The sequence below is a fragment of the Frankia sp. Mgl5 genome (assembly GCF_023242985.1).
In the GTDB taxonomy this organism is placed as follows: Bacteria; Actinomycetota; Actinomycetes; order Frankiales; family Frankiaceae; genus Parafrankia; species Parafrankia soli.
This window is the reverse complement of the sequence record NZ_JALKFY010000721.1, coordinates 1-5,065: the sequence shown is the minus strand read 5'-3', so window position 1 is coordinate 5,065 and position 5,065 is coordinate 1. Positions and strand designations below refer to the sequence as shown.

At 67.3% G+C, this 5,065-nt stretch carries 5 protein-coding genes and 1 pseudogene; 2 read left to right on the top strand and 4 right to left on the bottom strand.

From position 1 onward, the window contains the following. Nucleotides 1–116 precede the first annotated feature (116 nt). From MXD62_RS26970 to MXD62_RS26955, 4 genes and pseudogenes are all read right to left on the bottom strand, one after another. Entirely contained in the window at nucleotides 117–1,100 is a 984-nt protein-coding gene (locus tag MXD62_RS26970) for a TIGR03621 family F420-dependent LLM class oxidoreductase (protein ID WP_248832218.1), read from the bottom strand. After that, nucleotides 1,093–1,842: a glucose 1-dehydrogenase gene (locus MXD62_RS26965; protein ID WP_248832217.1), complete on the bottom strand. Its 750-nt coding sequence runs from the start codon at nucleotides 1,840–1,842 to the stop codon at nucleotides 1,093–1,095. The genes MXD62_RS26970 and MXD62_RS26965 overlap by 8 nt, the downstream gene beginning before the upstream one ends. Before the next feature lie 56 nt (nucleotides 1,843–1,898). Beyond that, nucleotides 1,899–2,783: an SMP-30/gluconolactonase/LRE family protein gene (locus MXD62_RS26960; protein ID WP_248832216.1), complete on the bottom strand. Its 885-nt coding sequence runs from the start codon at nucleotides 2,781–2,783 to the stop codon at nucleotides 1,899–1,901. 37 nt (nucleotides 2,784–2,820) lie between these two features. After that, nucleotides 2,821–3,661, bottom strand: a pseudogene (locus tag MXD62_RS26955) (TauD/TfdA dioxygenase family protein). A 340-nt stretch (nucleotides 3,662–4,001) separates the two neighbouring features. On the opposite strand from MXD62_RS26955, the gene MXD62_RS26950 reads away from it, so the two are divergent. Next, nucleotides 4,002–4,277 (top strand): alpha/beta hydrolase domain-containing protein, encoded by a 276-nt coding sequence (locus MXD62_RS26950; protein WP_248832215.1) that lies wholly within the window; start codon nucleotides 4,002–4,004, stop codon nucleotides 4,275–4,277. Between the two features lie 8 nt (nucleotides 4,278–4,285). Next, entirely contained in the window at nucleotides 4,286–4,870 is a 585-nt protein-coding gene (locus MXD62_RS26945; RefSeq protein ID WP_248832214.1) for a TetR/AcrR family transcriptional regulator, read from the top strand. The last annotated feature ends 195 nt before the right edge of the window (nucleotides 4,871–5,065 follow it).

The following is a 5,065-nucleotide window of genomic DNA, read 5'->3' as shown; positions in this document are numbered from 1 at the left end:
TGACGACACCCCCGGACGATCACGTCAGCCACAAAAGACCAGCTCACAGGCCGAAACCCGAATTTCGGAGCCCCACACGATTCGTTGGAGGTGGCGCGCGGGAGTGCGGTGTGCTGTCACCGGCCCGTCAGCGCTGATACGACGGGCGCGAACTCGTCGATTTGCCCACGGGGAATGGTGATGTAGTTGACGCCCGTGCGGTCGCGGCGTTCCTGTAGGTGGTCGGTGATTTCGTCGGGCGAGCCGACGAGCACGTTCGGATGGTTTCTCAGCAGGTCTGGCTGGGCCTCTGGGATAGCTCTGTGCAGCCGGGCTGACCACTGGGCCAGGGCGCTGTCGACGTCTTCGGTCACGGACACCAGATAGGGCGAGCTCTCCAGTTCCAGTTGCGGGAACCGGTCTCCGGCGGCGTCGCGGATAATGTCGTGCCGCCGCTGTGCCTCTTCCGCCGGAGTGAGTCCCGCGTCGTTGCGGGGCTGCCAGGGGACGTTGGCTATGCTGACGATGTCGGCTTCGCGCGCCGCCAGGGATAGGACCCGTTTCCGGGATCCGCCGATAAGAATTCGAGGACAAGGACGCTGGACCGGGCGCGGTAGCCCGGCGTATCCGCTGACTCTGACGTGGTCGCCGTCGATGGCGATCGGCTCGCCTGACCAATGCGCCTTGACGAGGATGATGACCTCCTCAAGTTTGGACACGCGCTGGGGGGCCTCGTGGAAGGTGAGGCCCATGGCTTCGTACTCGCCCTGGTTGGTGCCGGCGCCGATGCCGAACTCGAGGCGGCCGTCGGAGAGCAGGTCGATGGTCGCCGCCTCCTTCGCCAGCGCGGCGGGCACGTGGTAGTCGACGCAGAAGACCCGGCAGCCGATCCGCAGCGTCGAGGTCCAGGCGGCGGCAGCGGCCATCGCGGCGATGGGGGCAAGGTGCTGCGGGCGCAGCAACGTCTGGGTGCTGACTGGTCCTGGCCCGAGGTAGTGGTCGGCAAGGAACAGGGTCGAGTAGCCGAGGTCCTCGACCCGACGTGCGAGATCGCGCCACTCGGTGGCCGACGTCGCGGTTGTGGTCTGGACCGCGAAACGGAAGGGCCGGGCGTCAGCCAACGACATAGCCCCCGTCGACAGGAAGGGCGACGCCGGTGACGAACGACGAGTCGTCGCTCGCGAGGAAGAGCGCGGCAGTCGCGAGCTCGCTTGGCAGGCCCCACCGGCTCATCGGCTGAGGAGGCGCTGGCACGCTGGCGGGAGGCTCCAGGAGATCGTCTGATCCTGGGACCATTCCGGTCCAGGTCATGCCCGGGCAGATGGCGTTGACCCGGACGCCCTGGTCCGCGAAGTCGAGCGCCACCGCCTTGGTCATCTGGATGACGCCGCCCTTGGACGCGCCGTAGACGGCGTTCTTCCGCCACCCGACCAGCCCGGCCGCCGACGCGGTATTGATTAAGGAGCCGCCGCCGTTACGGAGAATCGCCGGGATTCCGTACTTCATCCCGAGAAACACGCCCTTGAGGTTCACTGCGACGACGCGGTCGAAGTCCTCCTCTGTCTGCTCTGTGATGAGCATCTTGGATCCGGCGACGCCGGCGTTGTTGAAGAGGATGTCGAGCTTGCCGAACCGGTCCTCCGCTGTGGCGACCATCCTCTCGACGTCGGCGGCCACCGCGACGTCGACGTGGACCGCCACGGCGGCGGCCCCGATCTCGTCGGCCGTCCGCTTCTCCTTGCCGCTGAAGTCCGCACAGACCACCTTCGCGCCTTCCGCGGCGAAGAGGTGGGCGCTCGCGCGCCCGATACCGGAACCGGCTCCGGTGATGATCGCGACCTTGCCGTCGAGCTTTGCCGCCATGGGTTGAGTTCCCTTCAGACAGATGGGGCGTTCCGGTCATCGCGAGTGGGCGCGGGCTACCCAAACTTCGACTCGGGCAGGCCTCGGACGCCCAGGCCATGAAGGGCGAGGACTCGGCCGTTGTCGCCTCCGGCGGTGGTGCCACCGCGGGAGGTCACGACGAGGACGTCGAGTTCGGGTCCGGCGAACGCGACGCTGGTCGGGCTGGCCACCGGCACGGGTACGCGCTGGTCAAGGGTGCCGTCCGGCGCGTACCTGCGGATCTCGCCGCCGTCGTAGGCAGCCACCCAGAGACAGCCCTGCTCGTCGACGGTGGTGCCGTCCGGGACGACGATGCCGTCCTCGAACTGGGCGACGACCCGGCGGTCGGTGGCCTCGCCGGTCGCGGCGTCGTAGTCCCAGGCGTATATGCGGCGGAGCACGCTGTCGTTGCAGTAGAAGGTCGTGCCCTCTTTGTCAAAGCAGGGGCCGTTGGTGACGCCGATGGGATCTCCGATGGTGTGGACGCTCAGGTCTGTGTCGACGCGGTACAGGCTGCCTGATGGTGTGAGGTCACCCTGCCCGGACTCGATCGCCTTCGCGAGCGCCATGTCGGCCATCCCGGTGACGAAACGGCCCTGACGGTCGACGGTTCCGTCGTTGAACCCGAATCCCGGACCTCGACCGGCATCGAAGATCATCTCGGTTTCGCCTGAGTCGAGGTCGAACAGGTGGATCTCGTTGCCGGAGGTCACGACGGCTCCGCCGTCCTTGCGCAAGCAGAGCGAGGCGATGACCCGGCCGGGGAACTTCGTGCTCCGCGGGTCGCCGCCGTCGAGGGCGCACTGGTGCACCATCGCATGGAAGATGTCGATCCAGTGGAGCCGGTCCCGGTCGACGTCCCAGACCGGCCCTTCGCCCATCGTCATGCGTGCGTCGGTGAGGAAGCGCACGTCTACCATGGCTTTCCTGCCTTCCAGTTTTCGTGTTCTCGCGCTGTCACTGGGCGGTGACGAGCTCCTGGCCGACGAGCGTGGTGCGGTGCATCAGCCGGCGTGAGGTCGACTCGAAGGGCAGGGCGCGGTGGAGCATGCCGGTGTTGTCCCAGATCACCAGGTCGCCGCGGCGCCACTGGTGCCGGAGGGTGAACCGCGGGCTGGTTGACCACTGAAGCAGGCGGTCCAGCAGTGTCCTGCCGCGATCTTCTGACCGGCCGACGACCATGCCCGCGGTCGCTCCGATCAGCAGGGACTTCCGCCCGTTTGCACGGGTCCACACGAGCGGGTGCACCCTCGTCGGCACCTTCTCCCAACTGGCCCGCTGATTGTCTGTGGCGTCGGGGTACGCGATTCGCTGGGCGGTCGCGAAGCTGTGAACCACTTGGAGGTCGGCGATCTCGGCCTTCTCCTCGTCGGAGAGTGCCTCGTAGGCGGCGTAGGTGTTGGCGAACTCCGTGTCGCCGCCAGGCGGGGTCGACCTCGCGGGCGGTGAGCAGCGTCGCCTTCTGGGGAAGCTCGTCGGTCGCGCCGTCGATGTGCCAGAGGAAGTTCCCCCGCCGATAGCCGGCCAGCACGCTCTTCTCGGGGTCGAGCGTGATCCGGGCGATCTCAGGGTGCTCGCCGGGGTCGTTGACCTTGGGCACCACCACCTCTCCCAGCAGCCGGCTGAACCGGACCAGGTCGCCGTCCTCGATGTGAACCTTCCGGTACACCAGGACGCCGTACCGGTCCAGAGCAGCCTTGCAGTCGGCAGCCACCGCCTCGTCGACAAGATCGCGTCCCGTGTAGCCACTGATCTCGGCACCGATCTCGGGCGCCAGCCTGGTGACCTCGATGACCATGACTTCCTCCAGACTCCTAGGGAGAGGGGCGCGACGCCGCCGAGTGAGGCATCTGGAGGCGGCCGACCTCGCGTGTCGCCACTGCCCCGACGGCCACCTCCGACGGTTCGCGCGATCTGGGGGCCTTGCGTTCCTACCACTCACCAACCGCACGATGCAAGAATCTACTGGCAGTAGAAAGGATCTTCTGGCATTGCGGGAGCTGCAATAGGAGGTGAAGGTGTCTGGACCGATGCGAGTGCCCGACCGGCCGCCTCCGTGGCGATCCAGATCTCTGCTACGGCTGGTGATCCAGACGGAAGGCCTGGCCACCGGGGTTAGGGGTGCCTTCGGCTGATGCGTGACACCGGACCGCTCGCGACGACGCAGCCGCGCCTGGAAGGCCCCGTTGCTGTTCTGCCCACCAGAACGGCTTGCCGAGCTGTACCCAACACGTGACGACTACCTGCGGCGCTACGCCGAGGCGGTCGACGCTGCGATCGCCGCCGGGCTCGTGCTGCCCGGACCAGGAGCCACTGCTCGGCTTCGCCCGGCCGGCGCGGGTCCCGCAATGACGCGGACGGGCGGCCCGGACATCGCCGCGTACGAGAAGATCTCCTACCGGCCCCGCCCATAGGATGAGACATGGCCCGGGATACCCGCGAGCGCCTGCTAGACGCGGGACTCGCCCTGTTCGCCGGCAACGGCCTCGCCGGCACCACGGTCTCCGATCTAGAAGCACGTGCCGGGCTCCGGGCCGGATCTGGCTCGTTCTACCGCCACTTCGCCTCGAAAGAGGCGCTCTTCGAGGCCGTCGTCCGACGGGAACTCGACCGGTTCCGCGCCTCGATCAGCGACGCGGCGCCCGGCGAGTCGGCCATCGCGGATGTGAAGGTCACACTCGCACTGGAGTTCCACCAGGCCCTGACGACGCTGGACCAGCTCGGCGGACTTGAGGCGATCATCAGCCGGGACGCCCGCGCCATGGGCGATCTCTTTGACGAGGTGGAAGGCCTGTTCAACGCCGCCCTCGACGCCAGCACCGCCCGGTTGGACCAGCTGATGGAGTCCGGACAGATCCCCCGGCGCGACCCCCAGGCCCTCGCTGCAACGATCAGGAGCGCGCTCGTCGGATATCACCTGAACACTCAGTCGTTCAGAAGGTCCGCTCGCCGCGTGCCACCGGCGGATCTGATCGCCACGCTGATAGACCTGATCTCCTCCAAATGACCTTCGGCGAACGACGCCAACGCCGGCGCTGATCCCATGCCACCCTTACTCCCCCGTCGTCCAACCTCCGAGACCCTGCGGCCGAGAGTGGCGTCCACTGGCGTGGTGTACGAAGAGCGAGGAATTGTCAAAACCTGTGGATCGTGTGGCGGACTGATGGAGATCAACTGAGCTGGTAGTGGCCGTTGGTGATGC